This window comes from Citrobacter sp., from assembly GCF_050252275.1.
In the GTDB taxonomy this organism is placed as follows: Bacteria; Pseudomonadota; Gammaproteobacteria; order Enterobacterales; family Enterobacteriaceae; genus Citrobacter_A; species Citrobacter_A amalonaticus.
The window spans coordinates 1-15,502 of sequence record NZ_JBFWLF010000083.1 but is presented as its reverse complement, the minus strand read 5'-3'; the positions used below and the strand labels follow the sequence as shown (position 1 = coordinate 15,502).

At 54.5% G+C, this 15,502-nt stretch carries 17 protein-coding genes and 1 pseudogene; 9 read left to right on the top strand and 9 right to left on the bottom strand.

The genetic code is table 11. From position 1 onward, the window contains the following. A partial coding sequence (gene kdgA / locus AB7E14_RS09335) for a bifunctional 4-hydroxy-2-oxoglutarate aldolase/2-dehydro-3-deoxy-phosphogluconate aldolase (RefSeq protein WP_428169483.1) occupies positions 1-597 on the top strand: 597 nt, incomplete at its 5' end. Positions 598-702: 105 nt separating this feature from the next. On the opposite strand, the gene purT is transcribed toward kdgA, so the two are convergent. After that, the gene (gene purT / locus AB7E14_RS09330; RefSeq protein ID WP_058588172.1) at positions 703-1,881 is read right to left on the bottom strand and encodes a formate-dependent phosphoribosylglycinamide formyltransferase; all 1,179 of its coding nucleotides are present in this window, start codon (positions 1,879-1,881) and stop codon (positions 703-705) included. 131 nt (positions 1,882-2,012) lie between these two features. On the opposite strand from purT, the gene yebG reads away from it, so the two are divergent. The 4 genes from yebG to ptrB all read left to right on the top strand — a co-directional run bounded on the left by yebG (position 2,013) and on the right by ptrB (position 5,648). Further along, positions 2,013-2,303 carry a DNA damage-inducible protein YebG gene (gene yebG, locus AB7E14_RS09325; protein ID WP_058588171.1) on the top strand — a complete coding sequence of 97 codons (291 nt, stop codon included), beginning with the start codon at positions 2,013-2,015 and terminating at the stop codon, positions 2,301-2,303. A 73-nt stretch (positions 2,304-2,376) separates the two neighbouring features. Beyond that, positions 2,377-2,730 (top strand): protein YebF, encoded by a 354-nt coding sequence (gene yebF / locus AB7E14_RS09320; RefSeq protein ID WP_043000372.1) that lies wholly within the window; start codon positions 2,377-2,379, stop codon positions 2,728-2,730. Positions 2,731-2,824: 94 nt separating this feature from the next. After that, positions 2,825-3,484 carry a tellurite resistance TerB family protein gene (locus AB7E14_RS09315; RefSeq protein ID WP_043000373.1) on the top strand — a complete coding sequence of 220 codons (660 nt, stop codon included), beginning with the start codon at positions 2,825-2,827 and terminating at the stop codon, positions 3,482-3,484. A gap of 88 nt (positions 3,485-3,572) precedes the next feature. Then, positions 3,573-5,648, top strand: a complete 2,076-nt coding sequence (gene ptrB, locus AB7E14_RS09310; RefSeq protein WP_316961752.1) for an oligopeptidase B — start codon at positions 3,573-3,575, stop codon at positions 5,646-5,648. Here the strand turns inward: ptrB and exoX are convergent. The 3 genes from exoX to AB7E14_RS09295 all read right to left on the bottom strand — a co-directional run bounded on the left by exoX (position 5,630) and on the right by AB7E14_RS09295 (position 7,317). Continuing rightward, on the bottom strand, positions 5,630-6,292 hold the full coding sequence (gene exoX / locus AB7E14_RS09305; protein WP_043000375.1) for an exodeoxyribonuclease X: 663 nt from the start codon (positions 6,290-6,292) through the stop codon (positions 5,630-5,632). The two genes, ptrB and exoX, sit on opposite strands and share 19 nt — an antisense overlap. Positions 6,293-6,315: 23 nt before the next feature. Beyond that, positions 6,316-6,978 carry a carbon-nitrogen hydrolase family protein gene (locus AB7E14_RS09300; protein WP_287116220.1) on the bottom strand — a complete coding sequence of 221 codons (663 nt, stop codon included), beginning with the start codon at positions 6,976-6,978 and terminating at the stop codon, positions 6,316-6,318. A gap of 108 nt (positions 6,979-7,086) precedes the next feature. After that, positions 7,087-7,317 (bottom strand): DNA polymerase III subunit theta, encoded by a 231-nt coding sequence (locus AB7E14_RS09295; RefSeq protein ID WP_316961751.1) that lies wholly within the window; start codon positions 7,315-7,317, stop codon positions 7,087-7,089. Between the two features lie 137 nt (positions 7,318-7,454). On the opposite strand from AB7E14_RS09295, the gene yobA reads away from it, so the two are divergent. The 4 genes from yobA (at position 7,455) to pphA (ending at position 10,130) form a co-directional block, all read left to right on the top strand. Beyond that, positions 7,455-7,829: a CopC domain-containing protein YobA gene (gene yobA, locus AB7E14_RS09290; RefSeq protein WP_044326804.1), complete on the top strand. Its 375-nt coding sequence runs from the start codon at positions 7,455-7,457 to the stop codon at positions 7,827-7,829. Positions 7,830-7,831: 2 nt separating this feature from the next. Beyond that, on the top strand, positions 7,832-8,704 hold the full coding sequence (gene copD, locus AB7E14_RS09285; protein WP_316961750.1) for a copper homeostasis membrane protein CopD: 873 nt from the start codon (positions 7,832-7,834) through the stop codon (positions 8,702-8,704). 16 nt (positions 8,705-8,720) lie between these two features. Further along, a complete protein-coding gene (locus AB7E14_RS09280) occupies positions 8,721-9,059 on the top strand; it encodes a YebY family protein (RefSeq protein ID WP_043000379.1) in 339 nt (112 codons plus the stop codon). A 408-nt stretch (positions 9,060-9,467) separates the two neighbouring features. Continuing rightward, complete coding sequence (gene pphA / locus AB7E14_RS09275; RefSeq protein WP_043000390.1) at positions 9,468-10,130, top strand: protein-serine/threonine phosphatase; 663 nt, start codon at positions 9,468-9,470, stop codon at positions 10,128-10,130. Here pphA and AB7E14_RS09270 read toward each other — a convergent pair whose 3' ends face one another. The 5 genes and pseudogenes from AB7E14_RS09270 to yebS form a co-directional block, all read right to left on the bottom strand. Beyond that, the gene (locus AB7E14_RS09270; RefSeq protein ID WP_043000391.1) at positions 10,131-10,322 is read right to left on the bottom strand and encodes a YebW family protein; all 192 of its coding nucleotides are present in this window, start codon (positions 10,320-10,322) and stop codon (positions 10,131-10,133) included. Between the two features lie 101 nt (positions 10,323-10,423). Next, positions 10,424-10,660, bottom strand: coding sequence for a YebV family protein (locus AB7E14_RS09265; protein ID WP_161215572.1), 237 nt, complete (start codon positions 10,658-10,660; stop codon positions 10,424-10,426). A gap of 114 nt (positions 10,661-10,774) precedes the next feature. Next, complete coding sequence (rsmF, locus tag AB7E14_RS09260; RefSeq protein ID WP_044326812.1) at positions 10,775-12,214, bottom strand: 16S rRNA (cytosine(1407)-C(5))-methyltransferase RsmF; 1,440 nt, start codon at positions 12,212-12,214, stop codon at positions 10,775-10,777. A 77-nt stretch (positions 12,215-12,291) separates the two neighbouring features. Next, positions 12,292-14,925 (bottom strand): PqiB family protein, encoded by a 2,634-nt coding sequence (locus AB7E14_RS09255; RefSeq protein ID WP_125339805.1) that lies wholly within the window; start codon positions 14,923-14,925, stop codon positions 12,292-12,294. After that, a pseudogene (gene yebS / locus AB7E14_RS09250) lies at positions 14,894-15,502 on the bottom strand (membrane integrity lipid transport subunit YebS); the annotation flags it as partial. The gene AB7E14_RS09255 and the pseudogene yebS, both read right to left, overlap by 32 nt.

Here is a 15,502-nt window from a genome sequence, read left to right as displayed (position 1 = left end):
CCGGTTGTCCCGGTGATCGTAGTGAATAAACTGGAACACGCTGTGCCGATGGCAAAAGCGCTGGTTGCGGGTGGGGTGCGCGTACTGGAAGTGACGTTACGTACCGCCTGCGCGATGGATGCTATCCGCGCTATCGCCAAAGAGGTTCCGGAAGCCATTGTGGGTGCGGGTACGGTGCTGAATCCGCAGCAGCTGGCTGAGGTTACTGCAGCCGGTGCGCAGTTCGCTATCAGCCCAGGTCTGACCGAGCCTCTGCTGAAAGCGGCAACCGAAGGCACGATCCCGTTGATTCCTGGCATCAGCACCGTTTCTGAACTGATGCTGGGTATGGACTACGGCCTGAAAGAGTTCAAATTCTTCCCGGCAGAAGCCAATGGCGGCACTAAAGCACTGCAGGCCATTGCCGGTCCGTTCTCTCAGGTGCGTTTCTGCCCGACTGGCGGCATCTCTCCGGCTAACTACCGCGATTACCTGGCACTGAAAAGCGTGCTGTGCATCGGCGGTTCCTGGCTGGTGCCGAATGACGCGCTGGAAGCTGGTGACTACGATCGTATCACCAGACTGGCTCGCGAAGCGGTTGAAGGCGCGAAGCAGTAAGCTACCCATGTGTAAGCCGTAGGCCCGATGAGACGCGTTAGCGCCGCCATCGGGTTTTGCCGGATGGTGGCATGACTGCCTTATCCGGCCTACGGTTGCTGTTGTTTACCCTGTCACTTTCACCTGCGCGGCGGCGTTCTTCGCGCGTTCAATAGCGTCATCAACGTTGTCTGCCGTTGCCAGCGCCACACCCAGGCGACGCGATCCTTCAATTTCCGGCTTACCGAAGAAACGGACCTGCACACCGGCACCGACGGCGGCCTGAACATTGCCAAACGTCACGTCCTGACTGGTCAGTCGCGGTAAAATTACCGCAGAAGCTGCCGGACCATACTGACGAATGGCCCCCACGGGCAGTCCGAGGAAAGCGCGTACATGCAGGGCAAACTCCGACAGATCCTGAGAGATCAGCGTCACCATGCCGGTATCATGTGGGCGAGGGGAGACCTCGCTGAAGATGACCTCATCCCCGCAAACAAACAGCTCCACGCCAAACAGACCGTGACCACCCAGGGCTAATACCACTTTACGGGCAATGTCCTGAGCGCGTTCCAGCGCCAGTGCGCTCATCTGTTGCGGCTGCCAGGATTCACGATAATCGCCATCTTCCTGGCGATGACCTACCGGTGCACAGAAATGGACGCCATCGACCGCGCTGACGGTGAGCAGGGTGATTTCAAAATCAAACTTCACAACCCCTTCGACGATGACCCGACCGGCACCCGCGCGACCGCCCTGTTGGGCATAGTCCCAGGCTTGCGCCAGCTGCGCTTCGGAACGAATAAAACTCTGCCCTTTGCCGGATGAACTCATTACCGGTTTGACAATGCAGGGATAACCAATTTCAGCCACGGCGTCGCGGAAGGTGGCTTCACTGTCGGCAAAACGGAAGGTTGATGTGGGCAGTGCCAGTTCTTCTGCCGCCAGGCGGCGAATACCTTCACGGTTCATCGTGAGTTTTGTCGCGCGCGCGCAGGGCACGACGTTCAACCCTTCCTGTTCCAGCGCCACCAGCATATCCGTGGCAATGGCTTCAATCTCTGGCACGATATAGTGCGGTTTTTCCAGCTCCACTACGCGGCGAAGCGCGTCGCCATCCAGCATATTAATGACGTGCGAACGATGCGCGACATGCATGGCCGGTGCGTCGGCATACCGGTCCACCGCGATCACTTCCACGCCGAGACGCTGGCACTCGATGGCCACTTCTTTACCCAGTTCACCAGAACCCAATAACATCACCCGAGTTGCTGCCGGACGCAGCGCTGTGCCTAATATCGTCATGAAAATATCCCCCAACAAATTTGGCCGCAGTATATACGAAAACGTTTGCGTCTGTCTTTATTGCCAGGTTGATTTCAGTGGTGAAATAGAATATACTGTACATAAATACAGTAATATTGAGAGGCTGCAACATGGCGGTTGAAGTTAAATATGTAGTCATTCGGGAAGGTGAGGAAAAAATGTCATTTACCAGCAAAAAGGAAGCCGATGCGTATGACAAGATGCTGGATACGGCGGATCTACTCGACACCTGGCTTGAACAGTCCCCGTTAGCGCTGGAAGACGAACAGCGTGAGGCGCTGTCGCTGTGGCTGGCCGAACAAAAAGAGGTGCTGAGCACGATCCTCAAAACCGGTAAGTTGCCTTCTCCGCAGGTGGTTGATAATGACGCCGCTGCCGGGGACGATACGCAGGCGGCCTGAATCTGACTTGCGCTCCTGACGTTTTGTACCATGCTTTTCCCTGTATCACTGTGCTATGGAGAAAGGGAAAAGTATGAAAAGAACGGGCGTGTTAGCCTGCTTGCTGTTGTTATGCACCAGCGTATCGGTGTCTGCGGCAGGTACGGACAGTAAGACGGTTAAGTTCCTTAACTGTGAAGGTCTGGATACCGAGGGTATTGCGGCGAGCGTTAAGCGCGATTATCAGCAGAATCGCATTGCGCGTTGGGCCGACGATCAAAAACATGTGGGTCAGGCCGACCCGGTGGCATGGGTTAATCCAAAAGAGATCACCGGTGGCGAGGGTAAGTGGGTAGTACCGCTGACCGTGCGTGGAAAAAGTGCGGATATTCATTATCTGGTGAAGGTCGACTGCAAGGCCGGCACAGCGGAATATCGTTCGCAATAGCACGAACATTTGCGCATCTTTAGCGCTGGCAGACATTTCCTGACATCCCCTCGGGTACGCTTTGACAATTCATTGTCAGTACTTGAGGGGCAAAATGGCTAACTGGCTAAATCAATTACACTCTCTTCTCGGGCAAAACGGATCGTCCTCCTCTTCTTCAGGTGAACAGGGATTAAGTAAGCTGCTGGTACCCGGCGCGCTGGGTGGTCTGGCGGGGTTACTGGTCGCTAACAAATCCTCACGCAAACTGCTCAGCAAATATGGCACCAGCGCGCTGCTGGTCGGCGGTGGTGCGGTGGCGGGGACGGTCTTGTGGAACAAGTACAAGGATAAAATCCGTGCGGCGCATCAGGGTGAACCACAGTTCGGCGCGCAAAGTACGCCGCTGGATGTGCGCACCGAACGGCTGATCCTGGCGCTGGTCTTCGCCGCGAAAAGTGATGGCCATATTGATGCCAACGAGCGGGCGGCAATCGAACAGCAACTGCGTGAAGCCGGCGTAGAAGAGCAGGGGCGCGTTTTCATTGAACAGGCGATTGAGCAGCCGCTCGATCCGCAGCGCCTTGCGCAGGGGATCCGCAACGAAGAAGAGGCGCTGGAGATCTATTTCCTCAGCTGTGCGGCGATTGATATCGACCACTTTATGGAGCGCAGCTACCTGAACGCGCTGGGTGATGCGCTGAAGATCCCACAGGATGTCCGTGATGGCATTGAGCAGGATTTGAAACAGCAAAAACAGGCATTACCTGGCTAACGAAATACCGCGCGCAGCATGTTTCGCTTGCATCATTCGTGACTTTTGCCACCCTTAGAGGATGTATAAAGACGAAAGAAACAGACACATGCTGCCAAAAGCAAATCGTATCCCTTACGCCATGACGGTCCATGGCGACACGCGCATTGATAACTACTACTGGCTGCGGGACGACACGCGCTCGCAGCCCGAGGTGCTTGACTACCTGCAACAGGAAAACCGCTACGGACATCAGGTTATGTCTACGCAGCAAGCCTTGCAGGATCGCGTGCTAAAAGAAATTATCGATCGCATTCCTCCCCGCGACACCTCTGCGCCATACGTGAAGAACGGTTATCGCTATCGCCATCTCTATGAACCCGGGTGTGAGTACGCCATTTATCAACGCCAGTCTGCACTGAGTGAGGAATGGGATGACTGGGAAACGCTGCTTGATGGCAACAAACGGGCGGCACACAGTGAGTTCTACACTCTGGGGCGACTGGCGATAACGCCGGATAACACCATTATGGCGCTGGCGGAAGATTATCTTTCGCGCCGCCAGTACGGGATACGTTTTCGCAATCTGGAAAACGGTAACTGGTATCCGGAGATGCTGGATAATGTGGCTCCCGAATTTGTCTGGGCAAATGATTCCCTGACCTTTTACTACGTCCGTAAACATGCCACGACGCTCTTACCTTACCAGGTCTGGCGTCATACCGTCGGCACGCCCTCGGCCGATGACGAGCTGATTTACGAAGAAAAAGACGACACTTTCTACGTCAGCCTGCACAAAACGACGTCGCAACATTACCTCGTCATTCATCTGGCGAGCGCGACGACCAGCGAGGTTTTACTGCTGGATGCTGAACTGGCTGATGCTGAACCTTTCATCTTCCTGCCGCGCCGCAAGGATCACGAATACAGCCTCGATCACTATCAACATAAGTTTTATCTGCGTTCGAACCGCGAGGGTAAAAATTTTGGTCTTTATCGCACCCGTGTGCGCGATGAGAAACAGTGGGAAACGCTGATCCCGGCCCGTGAAGCGATCATGCTGGAAGGGTTTACGCTTTTTACCGACTGGCTGGTAGTGGAAGAGCGCCAGCGTGGCTTAACCAGCCTGCGGCAGATCAATCGTAAAACTCGCGAGGTGGTGGGGATTGCCTTCGACGATCCGGCTTATGTCACCTGGCTTGCGTACAATCCGGAACCGGAAACCTCACGCCTGCGCTATGGCTACTCCTCGATGACCACGCCGGACACGCTGTTTGAACTGGACATGGATACGGGTGAACGACGGGTAATTAAACAGACAGAGGTACCGGGATTTGACGCCGCCAACTATCGCAGTGAACACCTGTGGATCACCGCCCGTGATGGTGTCGAGGTTCCGGTATCACTGGTCTATCATCAGAAATACTTCCGTAAGGGGCAAAATCCGTTACTGGTTTACGGCTACGGTTCCTACGGCGCCAGCATGGATGCCGATTTCAGCAGCAGCCGGTTAAGTCTGCTGGATCGTGGATTTGTCTATGCCATCGTTCACGTGCGAGGCGGAAGCGAACTGGGGCAGCAGTGGTATGAAGACGGTAAATTCCTGAAAAAGCGCAATACCTTCAACGACTATCTTGATGCCTGTGATGCGTTGATTGCCCAGGGCTACGGCTCGCCCTCTCTCTGTTATGGCATGGGCGGTAGCGCGGGAGGAATGCTGATGGGCGTGGCGATCAACGAGCGTCCCGAACGCTTTCATGGCGTGGTTGCCCAGGTGCCGTTTGTGGATGTGGTGACGACGATGCTGGATGAGTCGATACCCCTGACGACCGGTGAGTTTGAGGAGTGGGGGAATCCAAAAGATCCGCAGTATTACGCTTACATGAAAAGCTACAGTCCGTACGATAATGTCAGGGCGCAGGCTTACCCGCATCTGTTGGTCACCACCGGACTGCATGATTCGCAGGTCCAGTACTGGGAACCGGCAAAATTGGTGGCGAAACTGCGCGAGCTGAAAACTGATGACCATCTGCTGTTACTGTGCACCGATATGGATTCCGGACACGGCGGTAAGTCAGGTCGTTATAAATCCTGGGAAGGCGTGGCGCTGGAATTTGCATTCCTGATTGGTCTGGCACAGGGAACATTGCCCGGTAACGACGCTGTTCAGGCGTTATCCAGATAGTGTTTGAGGGTTAAACGCAGCTCCGGGCTCATGCTGTCGAGGTTGTTAAACAACCAGCGCAAATAGCCCGGATCGCGCTCTGCGACATCGGAAACGGCTTTGCCGCGATACTTACCAAAGGTGAAGGTGGTCAGTAACCCCGGCCGCCCGGTGATATCGACCATCTGCTCCGCCGTCCAGCCGGAAGTATTCATAATATCGATGAGCAGCGCGGCGGTAATATAGCAGTCATAGAGTGCGCGGTGGTGATGCAGACCCGCAGGCGTTTGCACGTTCAGTTTACGTGACTTATAGAGCGCCATATTACTGTACTTAATCCCCGGCCAGAGGCGGCGGGAAAGTTTCATGGTGCAGATCCACTCGCCTGGCATGTCTGGCAGCACACGACGGTCAAAGCTGGCGTTGTGCGCCACATACCATTCGCTGCCGTAATAGTGGGGGATAACCTCTTCAATCCACGGCTTATCTGCCACCATCGCTTCGGTAATGCGATGAATGGCCATCGCCTGTGGCGAGATTGGTCGGTCAGGGCGCACCAGGTGGCTCATAGGATTCACGATCTTACCGTCAACCACGTCAACAGAGGCGATCTCTACAATCCCGCCCTGCAGGCCACAGGTCTCAGTATCGATGATGCGCAGCATGTAAAACTCCTGACCGAAAACGATTAGCGTAATGGAATGATATCACCTTGCCAACCCTGCGTTGTGCGCTGCCCCGTTAATAACAGCGAACCACGGTCGGCGCGGACAATTAATTGCCCGCTTTCATCCCATAATGCGCTACTTCCTCGCGCATTGGCCATCAGTACGGCAATCGAGAATTGATGTGAGAAATGTTGTAACTGCGACGTGGAGGTCAGCAATTCCGGCTCACTGACGCTTTGGCTGGTGGTAAACAGAGAAAACGCCGGATCCATATCGACACCTTCCGGTTGCTCATCCACCACGCTGATCGTTTTCAGGCCCTTACCAAGACACGCGCCGTGGCTTTGAGGAAACAAACGCAGTGAGGTTATCCATGGTGCGAAGACGGCAATCCCTTTGACAAAACGGTTGTTATGCTCGACCGGAAGACCGGCAATGATCGTCATGCGGTGCGCGTGAGCGGCCTGAGAGAGCGGTTGTAGCAGACTGATATCGATATCCGGCGGCGCAGGCAGGCACTGCGATTCGTCCATGCAACCGAGTAAGGAGAGGGCGGGAAACACCAACAGTTCGCACTGTTGCCGGGCTGCTGCGTCGATGAAATTCAGGTGATGAGCGATATGTTCACGAACAGATGTTTTTAGCGGTTCATACTGTGCAGCAGCGATTTTCCAGCGTGACATAATGACTTCCTTTTCATAGTGTCTACAATCATCCTTAAATCATAGAATAAGAATGCACTTATACTGTAGCAGGCAGTATGTAAGGATATGTAACTTCACGCCGAAAAATTATTTAGGTTTCGGCTCATACGGTAAACGGGACAACGAAACGGACGCCAGACGATGGGCGATCAGACGCTCGCGAAACCAGTCGCGCAGATGTGCAGGTTGCTCACGTTCTACCACTTCAGCGATAACGGGCATGTTGTAGCGCTCTTTAAACGCGACGCCGGCAGCGGCCAGATCTACGTTTACTTTGTCCATTTCAGCTTGTTCAAGCTGAGCCAGATTTTTGTGCATGGGCTTCTCCTTCGATCTTGCGCGCAGAAGTTACTAAGAGTCGACCACAATGGCAAGCCGCAATTGATGATTGTCGACGTGAACATTATAGAAGGTTATCCTCTCAGGATAAGTCATTACAAAAGGGAATAGTTGATATGGTCTCTCCTGCACGTACTTTCCGCTATACGCTCCTTTTTCTGGCAGCCGCTCTGGCAACCCCCACCGTGTGGGCGCATGCGCATCTGACACACCAGTATCCCGCGGCGGATGCCGAGGTAACCGCCGCGCCGCAGGCGCTGACGCTTAATTTCTCTGAAGGTATTGAGCCCGGATTCAGCGGGGCGACAATTACCGGTCCAAAACAAGAGGGAATCAGAACCCGTCCCGCAAAGCGTAACGAACAGGATAAAAAACAGCTCATCGTCCCGCTTGATGAAACGCTGAAGCCGGGTCAATACACGGTGAACTGGCACGTGGTGTCTGTCGATGGGCACAAAACCAAAGGGCAGTACACCTTTAGTGTGAAATAAACATGCTGACGCTGACGTGGGTTGTTCTCCGCTTCATCCATTTTACCGCCCTGATGCTGGTGTTTGGCTCTGCGCTCTACGGCGCATGGCTTGCGCCGGCATCGATCCGCCGTCTAATGAGCAGACGCTTCCTGCGCCTGCAACAACATGCTGCGTTATGGAGTTTTGTGAGTGCATTACTGATGCTGGCAGTCCAGGGTGGGCTTATGGGCTCTGGCTGGCAGGATGTTATCTCCGTGTCTGTCTGGGGCGCGGTATTGCAAACTCAGTTTGGCGGTGTGTGGCTCTGGCAAATCGTTCTGGCACTGGTTACGTTGGTTGTCGCGTTGATTGTGCCGCGTGATTTAGCGCGACTATTACTGCTCTTAACTCTCGCACAGTTTGCCCTGCTGACGGGGGTTGGGCATGCCACACTGCACTCGGGGGTTATTGGTGCGCTCCAGCAGACAAACCATGCAATGCATCTGATTTGCGCTGCAACCTGGTTTGGAGGACTGCTACCGGTGATTTATTGCATGCACATGGCAAAAGGACGCTGGCAGCAACAGGCGGTTTACACCATGATGCGTTTTTCTCGCTATGGGCATCTTGCCGTGGCGGGAGTATTACTCACTGGTATCGCCAATCTGCTGTTTATTCAGGGATTTTCCCCGCCATGGCAGACCGCCTGGGGGCAATTGCTTTTGCTAAAATGTGCACTTGTCCTGCTAATGGTGGCAATCGCACTGGCGAATCGGTATCTTCTCGTACCACGAATGCGGCAGGATAGTCGACGCATCAATCGGTATTTTATTTGGATGACGAAGATCGAATGGGGAGTTGGCGCCGTCGTGCTGGCAAGCGTCAGTGTGTTTGCGACGCTGGAACCGTTCTGAAGGACAGGCAAAATTCATGAAAAAAGTGATTCTCTCTTTGCTGCTTCTGACTAGCTCAGGAGTTGCGCTGGCGGCACCGCAGGTCATCACCGTGAGCCGTTTTGAAATCGGTAAAGATAAATGGGCGTTCAATCGTGAAGAGGTGATGCTGACCTGTCGGCCAGGAAACGCGCTGTATGTGATTAACCCCAGCACGCTTGTTCAGTATCCGTTAAACGATGTTGCACAAGAGCAGGTGGCGAGCGGCAAAACAAATGCGCAGCCCCTGTCGGTGATTCAGATTGACGATCCGGCAAAACCGGGTGAAAAAATGAGTCTGGCACCGTTTATCGAACGAGCGGAAAAGCTCTGTTAGTTACCAAAAGTATCTTTCTGATTTCCAATAAAAAACCGCAAGCCTTTTGTAAAGCGTCTTGCGGTTTTTACATTTCAGCCAGTGATCAGCGCCGTTTTTTTCCAGCCGCGCAAGCCGCAGACTGGAAAACCTGGCGTCGTCATCTATTCTTAAAAGGCAAGGCGACTTAGCCTGCATTAATGCCAACTTTTAGCGCACGGCTCTCTCCCAAGAGCCATTTCCCTGGACCGAATACAGGAATCGTATTCGGTCTCTTTTTATCTATAGAACGGGTGCTTTTCCTGAGCCTAATGGCATTTCGCACTTATCATTCTGAGTAAACCATACCCACACCCGGGCATAAACGTCCAGCGTTTTTTGCTGCTATTGTTAAATTTGTGTTAGGGCGTGACTGAGGACAAAACTCTCATGAAACAGCCTGAAAAAAGCTACCAAATGATCGAAGGGGCACAGTGGCGACACATCTGGGTGGTCGGGGATATCCACGGCTGTTTTGCGCTACTGATGGCAAAGCTGCGGGCCTGTCGCTTTGATCCCTGGCAAGATTTACTGGTCTCTGTGGGCGATCTCATCGATCGCGGTCCTGACAGTTTGCGCTGCCTGCAGTTGCTGCATAAGCGCTGGATGGTGGCAGTCAGAGGGAACCATGAACAGATGGCGATAGATGCATTGCGTACGTCACAGTGGTCGTTGTGGACGATGAATGGTGGCGGCTGGTTTACGGCGTTGCCTGAGCAGAAACGGCATCATGCAACGCTGGCACTGGAATACTGCCAGCATCTGCCGTGGATCCTGGAATTGCATTGCCGCGAGGCGACCCATGTGGTCGCCCACGCCGATTACCCGGAAGATATTTATCAGTGGCAAAAGCCGGTTAACCTTACGGAGGTGTTGTGGCGACGCGCGCGACTGAGTGCGCATCTGGCAGGAGAAGGGACAGCTATCGCCGGCGCTGACCATTTCTGGTTTGGCCATACGCCGTTGCGTCAACGTGTAGACAGCGACAATCTGCACTACATCGATACGGGAGCGGTATTCGGCGGCGAGTTAACGCTGGTACAACTACAGTGATTAAAAGTCGCTGTATTGCTGGGCGGGCGCCCAGAATCCATCGATAAAATCCTCAACCGGAAAGCAGCCGCCCTGACGAATCCGTTGATCGTCCATATAATACAGGCACTGCCGCTCTGTATCGTAAACATCCACTACGATATCTTCGCAACCACCATCCAGATAACAGACAAACAGAACCAGTGCGAACATCCTATCCTCATTTTGTACAGCCATAACAAAAGTGTAGGAGGAATTAACGCAAGCGGGAAGGGGGAAATAAATAACCCGCCGGCAGACGGGTTCTTTTTGAATCAGGCAAGACGCATGATCCAGGCATCAGACTTACGATCGTAGTGTTTACGGAAAAGAACCGAATGTTCGCCATTCAGTAGGGCCGGAACGCTGGTTTCGTCGTCCCAGGCATCCAGTTGCATGCATAAATCCGGATCAGATTTACACGGAATGGTTAACGTTCGGTCTCCCGGCGACTCGCCGTGTAACTCGGCATCGTCAATTTCAAAGGCGCCAATGCGCACACTGGTTTTCATCATCGTGCTCTCCGTTAATTCGCTGATTGTGGTACGACCAGTTAGGCCGTCCATTTTTCAGCGTAGTCAACGCAGGCAAAAGCGCCAGTCAAAAAATGCGCAAATTTTCTGATTTCAGACGTTACCGGTAAACAATTTGCCATCACGAACCAGTTCACGCGGGTAACTGTTTTTCAGGCGCGAGCCGATCCGTTTGGCAAGGCCAATCGGCTGATGCTGGAAGGTCACCAGCACATCGTCAGTGGCGGGGACGGTCTGCGGATAGACATCGCGACCGCGATACCACTCTTCGGCTTCCTGCTGAGACAGTTCAAACGCACAGCGATGATTGACATCAGCCAGCGCGATGACCGCTTCGTGCTGCCAGCGATAACCTTTATTATGCGTTTCAGCCAGCTTAATGCCGAGCCGGGAGAAACGGACTTTGCCGATCAGCGGTTCTATCTCCGCCGGGAAAAGCCAGACCTCTTTATCACGCTGCCAGAGGCGCAGGTTTTCGCCCCAGTGCAGACTGAGGGCATTAGCTGCCTGGGTCAGATTCGCGGCTTCGCGACCTTTGACGGGGGTGAAGGGGAAGTTGCCCACTTTGTACTTCGGTGCTGGCAGTGCGGGAATGGAGGCCGTTTTACGCAGGCGGGCGACGAAGAATCCTTCGCAGTCATAAATCTGCGGGAACACATGCAAGAAACCTTCTGCCGTCAGCGCCTGATTCGCCTCAGGGAAAAGATCGCCCAACGGTAAAAATTCCACCGCCTCCGGCCAGGTCTCTTTCAGCCAGGCCAGCACCGACTCGTTTTCTTCACGATTCAACGTACAGGTTGAATAGACCAGCGTACCGCCAGGGCGCAGGGCGTGAAACGCACTTTCGATCAGTTCGCGCTGGGTTGCGGCAATCTCAAGATTGCTCTCAACGGACCAGTTTTTTAGCGCATCCGGATCCTTACGCACCACACCTTCACCCGAGCAAGGTGCATCAAGCAAAATCGCGTCGAACATTTCCGGCAGCGCTGCACCAAATACGCGGCCGTCAAAATGGGTCAGTGCCACGTTGCTTATCCCACAGCGACTGATATTGGCATGCAGCACTTTCACCCGACTGGCTGAGTATTCGTTCGCGAGGATCGCGCCCTGATTACCCATGCGCGCGGCGATTTGCGTGGTTTTTGAGCCAGGCGCGGCAGCAACGTCCATCACGCGTTTGGGGGAATTATCCTCGGCAAACAGGGCGGCAACCGGCAACATGGAACTGGCTTCCTGAATATAAAACAGACCACTCAGATGCTCGGCGGTACTGCCGAGCGGCAGCGCATCTTCATCCTCACGCTCAATCCAGAAACCTTCTTCGCACCAGGGAACGGGCGTCAACGACCAGCCATACGGGGCGGTTAAGGTGAGAAAATCGGCCACAGAAATCTTAAGCGTATTCACGCGGATGCTGCGGCGTAATGGGCGCTGGCAAGCGGCGAGAAAATCGTCAAAAGAGAGATGCGCAGGCATTGCCTCGCGCATTTGCGTTAAAAAGGCGTCAGGAAAATAAACAGCGTGTTGAGTCACGGGGGAGTACCACCGGCAGAAAAACAAGCGCACAGTGTAGCATAAAGGCTCCGGCGCGAGCACGCCGGAGCCGGATACTAACGTGGCAGCGCGGTGCCCCATTCACGCCACTCTTTCGGTTCACTTTCCAGCAGCAGGAAGTGTTTACCCGCCTGCGCTTTCGGCGCCAGCGGAGTGCCAGGCGGCGTGGCGAAGGCAATGCCGCCGCGAATGAACTGATTAAAGGTACCGGTCTTCACTACGCCGCCCGTCAGGCCGAAGTCCAGACTGTAACCGGACGCCAGCCAGAAGACGGAGTTGTTGCGGACCAGGTGCTGGTAGCGTTGACTGATGCGCAAGGCGATCATCACGCGGTCAGACAGAGTACCGAGCGTCATGCCGGTGACAGTACCAACTTCAATCCCGCGGAACAGTACCGGCGTACCGATCGCCAGCGAGCCCGCTTCGGGGACTTCGAGCACAATACTCAGCCCGTCAAGGTAGCGTGAGTCGGTAATGGTCGCTTCCTGCAGTTCAAAGTCACGGCGCGGATTACCCCGACCCGGCTCGACGTTGATGTAGGGTTGCAGGATCGTGTCGAGATGTTCCACGCCAGCGGCCGAGATTTGCGGCGTAATCACGGAGAAGCGCGTCCCGCCACGGGCGAAGGTCTGCACATATTCCGGATACAATACCGCCTTCGCCTGTACCTCGTTGCGCGAAGTGAGCAGTTCAAGCGTCTGGATCTGTCCGATATCAATACCGAGGTAGCGAATGGGCATTCCTGCCGCCAGTTTCCCGGCATCAAAGGCGTGAAGGGTAATCTGCCCGCCAACCGCACGTGCGGCGGTTTCGGAAGCATACAAAATGCGCTTGTCGCCTTTGCGCTGGCTGGCGCTGGCGCCGCTGAGGTTATCAAAGCTGATCGCCCCCTTCAGCGCACGTGACAGGGGAGAGGCCTGCACGGTCAACCCGCTGCCGTTGAGCTGCACTTTAGCGCCACCTTCGGCCCAGAAGACGCTATTGCTGGTCAGCAGGTTGCGGTACTCCGGTTTGATGTGCAGATCGATGTCAAAGGCGTCGGCGCGCGGGCGTACGGTAATCACTTCACCCACTTCAAATTTACGATACAGCACCACGGAGCCGGCCTGCACGTCTGGCAATGTTTCTGCACGCAGGCTCAGGGTAGTGGTCGGCAGATCGCTCAGGCTATTCTCTACCGCTTTTTCCAGGTTGGCATACAGCGGATAGCTTGATTTCATTTCCCCTTTGCTGCCGGGCAATATGCGAATACCGCCACTGATCCATTCGCTGGCGCTGGCGCCGAGGAACTCAACGCCATCCAGACCCACTTTGACATCCACACGGCTGTTGACCACGAATTTGCTGTCACCCTGGACCAGGCCACGATGTTGCGGATCGACCGCCACAATAAACTCGACCCCTTTGCTGGTCAGCTTACGTTCGATCACCTGGCCCACCTGGACGCCGTGAAGGATCAGCGGTTGACCTGCATCGATACCGTAGCTTTCAGGCGCGGTCAGGGTAAAGGTCAGGACGTCCGGTTCGTGGAGCAGTGCTTTTTCACCGGGGACGACCACGAACTCGCTGCGCGGTTCACCGGCGCCGGGCACCAGTTCAAAGGTTTTACCCGTCAGTAACGAACTGATATTAGCGTCACTGAGCGAGAGCTTGGGACTGCGCAGTTCAATGCGCGTGCCGTCGCGTAACAGCGCTACGACGCTGGGGTCAACGGTCATTTCACCGGTGACTTTGCCACCGGATTGTAAATCCAGTTTGGTGAGCTGGCCGACTTCGAGCCCCTGATACATCAGGGGAGTAGAATCAGCCTTCAGTCCTTCGCCGCTCGGCAGTTCAAGTTTAATAATGACGCCGCGCTGACTGTGGGCCAGATCTTTATACAGGCCGAAGGTATCATCTTGCTCTGCCGTTTTTGAATCATCGGGTGAGTCAAAGGCGATTGCACCATTCACCAGGGCCGCCAGACTTTCCAGTTTAACCTTCGCACCACTCAGGCTGACGTCAGCATCCACGCCGGAAACGTTCCAGAAGCGACTGCCTTTTTTCACCAGATTGGTAAAGCGGCGTTCAACCAGCACGTCGATGGTGACGCCCTGTTTGTTCGGGTTAATGCTGTAGTCGTAGACTTTACCGACCGGGATTTTACGGAAATAAACCAGCGAGCCGCTGTTCAACGATCCGAGGTCGGGCGCGTTGAGATGTATCATCAGATCGCCGTTATCCAGCCGATATTTCGGCTGGGTGTCGAGGGCGACGAAATGATCTTGCTCTTTACCTTTACCGGGCATCATGCCGATATAATTGCCGCCGACCAGCGCATCGAGGCCAGAGACGCCTGCGAGCGACGCTTTAGGCGTCACCAGCCAGAACTGCGTCTCTTCGCGTAGCGCGTCTTTCATGTCGGACTTGATGCTGACCCGCACCTCAATTTTGCGTAAATCCTTGCTCAGGCTGATGTCCTGAACCGTACCCACCTCAACGCCCTGATAGCGAACAGGCGTACGGCCCGGGACAATGCCATCCGCAGACATGAAGTCGATGGTCACAGTGTTACCGCGATCTTCATAGCTGTTCCATATCAGCCATCCCGCAATCATTAATGCGATCAGCGGGAGTAGCCAGAATGGTGAGATACGGCGTTTCGTTTTAATCTGCGCTTCAGTCTGCGAAGCGGGCGTTTCCTGACTCATGTGCATCCCAAAGTAAGCGGCTGTCCAGCCATTCCACTGCAAGAATAGTCAAAATGACCGCTGAGCCGAAATAAAACGCAGCCGGTCCCATAGTAAAAGCAAGAATCTGGTCGCGGTTAATCAGCGACATGGTTAAAGCGATAACAAAAAGATCCAGCATCGACCAGCGACCGATCCACGTGACCAGACGCAAGAGTTGCATTCGCGTGCGTAAACCCTGTTCGCATTTGAACTGAATGCTGAGTAGCAGGGTAAACATGACGATCACTTTAGTGAATGGCACCAGAATACTGGCGATAAAGACCACGGCGGCCACGGCGACATTGCTGTTCGCCAGCGACAGGATACCGGACATGATTGTATCTTCCTGTCGTCCACCGTTCACGTAGATAACCGAGATAGGCAGAAGGTTAGCAGGCAGCAGCAAAACAATCGATGCCAACAATGCCGCCCAGCATTTTTGGATGCTCTGGTTTCGGCGCTCGCGTAAAGGAATATGGCAGCGCGGGCAGCGGCCACGCGGGTCCGGATAGCCGGTAAAATGGCAGCCGAGACAAACCCGCAACTGCTCATCCGG